Origin of the sequence: Moorena sp. SIO3B2, from assembly GCF_010692525.1 — a bacterium.
In the GTDB taxonomy this organism is placed as follows: Bacteria; Cyanobacteriota; Cyanobacteriia; order Cyanobacteriales; family Coleofasciculaceae; genus Moorena; species Moorena producens.
In genome coordinates, this window is sequence record NZ_JAAHHE010000758.1 from 1 (window position 1) to 1,891 (window position 1,891).

Below are 1,891 nucleotides of genomic sequence, written 5' to 3' on the forward strand. Positions count from 1 at the left end.
CAAGGCTTCGATTAATGCGATGGCATTAATCGTTAGTTTGCCAAAGCGGCTCTCAAGCAGTCGCAAGAGTAAATTGCTTTCCCCTTCTTCTCGTCCTTGCCTTTTCGCGAAACTCAATGCACCTCGCGAGTCTTCCAAGACCATCTCCTGTTTGCGGAGTTTTTCCACTTCTGACACACTCAACCCCGCTTGATTCGCTATAGTTAACGCTTTTTCCAGCTGTGGTATTTCCCTGAAGTTGTCAGGAATAATTTCTAAGTTGGGCGCTTCTTTAATAAAATATATCCACTTATCGATCACACTTTCTAAATCTTCCAGTTGCTTAGTAAATTTTGGAAGTTCCACAAACACCAGCTTTAACTCGTTCTCCTGATAAGGCAAGTGGTCTTCTTCCTCTTGAAAGTAAAAACAGCTAATTACTTTCTCGCTGGAAGGGAATAACTTAAAATCCGTGATAGTTAAAGCAGCGATGCAGCGCGGTCTTGGGGGTTTCCCCCATGAGCGACTGCATCAAGACAATGACTGGATTTAAATCGAAATATCCCTGTCCCAATTGCAGTTGATTTCCATAGGTTTTGCACAAGTTATAAACCACTCGCTTCTTGAAAGCTTCCACATTCCAGAGTTGGATCTCGATGATGACAGTCGTTCCATCCTCTAATACTGCCTTAACATCTAAATAAGTGTCTTTTAAATCCACTACATCTCCGGCGCTATAGGGATCAATAATTTCTAAATCCTGGATGACGGAATTACCGGAGTATATCATAGCATTGAGAAAGGAAATCAAAATATCATTACTCTGATCTGAGCCAAAGATTTTCTTGAAAGCAAAGTCAGTTTTGGGACTGATGAATCTCATGGTTTTATACCTTTACTAGGTTTATTTATAGCGATTTTAAATTAGGTGAGGTACAGAGTAATGGGTTTTAGGTAATAGGAATGCGCTGCATCAAGACAGGTGATCAACGTCAAATAAGACTATCATCATAACTGCGATAAACACTATAATTTTGATTATTTACTATTATTTATTACCTATTTATTATTATAGCCATTTTCAATTTATTAATAAAAAAAAATTCCTAAATCCCTTGACATTAAATTAATTTATGTATATATTAATAAGGTAAGCAGTTTTAAGGAATTACTACTGATGAATCACAACCTTCCGCCTAACTCCGATGAAAATACTAACCCTGAAAACCCAGGTCGTAAACCTAAAAAAGTCAAGCACATCTTGGTCGGTTCTCCTAAACAAGTTCGCAAAACAATTAATGCTATCTATTCCCTTAAATACGCCTATCCCGACGAGTGGAGCGCTTTCGAGCCTACCGGAAAATCTGGTCAGGTTACGACTTTTTTGATTCGATACTTATACCTAGACTAGGATAGTAAATTGCCAGGGCGTCGCCCTGGCGACCAGGAATGGTAAAAATTGTTTTGTGGAGGGGTATATATCAGGATGAAGGATGAGTTGGTATGTAGTTACTTTCGAGTAGTTGCTGACTAATTCGATAGTTGATCAGTAGCGATGCAGCGCGGTCTTGGGGGTTCCCCCCATGAGCGACTGCATCAAGACAGTGATTTAGATTTGAGTGCAGCTCAGCTGTACTTGTGGAAGCTTACATAATATAAATCGGTCAACACTTGGGGTTAACCAGAACTTGACCGATTTTTTTTTATTGATTTATTGGTATATATCCTGAGCAGGCATTTTTATATATGTAGTCAGATAATGTCCTGATAATTACCCTTAATCACAATCTGCCCCATCTCTCCATCAATCTTCTTGATGATGGGTATTCAACCGGACTTGATCTAAGGCAGCCCCCCTGGTGCTTTTGAAGGACTTGCTTTTTTTGTGATCAACAAAAAACGACTAACAATG

At 39.2% G+C, this 1,891-nt stretch carries 1 protein-coding gene and 1 pseudogene; one reads left to right on the plus strand and one right to left on the minus strand.

Translation table 11 applies throughout. The features are described 5' to 3' along the window. A pseudogene (locus F6K38_RS44710) lies at positions 1–862 on the minus strand (Rpn family recombination-promoting nuclease/putative transposase); the annotation flags it as partial. 294 nt (positions 863–1,156) lie between these two features. Between F6K38_RS44710 and F6K38_RS40695 the strand changes: the two are divergent. Continuing rightward, positions 1,157–1,390: a hypothetical protein gene (locus F6K38_RS40695; RefSeq protein ID WP_287265753.1), complete on the plus strand. Its 234-nt coding sequence runs from the start codon at positions 1,157–1,159 to the stop codon at positions 1,388–1,390. Positions 1,391–1,891 lie beyond the last annotated feature (501 nt).

Bases quoted from the DNA above. Each gene is read 5' to 3' on its own strand.
- F6K38_RS40695 (WP_287265753.1), top strand. From the start codon at position 1,157: ATGAATCACAACCTTCCGCCTAACTCCGATGAAAATACTAACCCTGAA.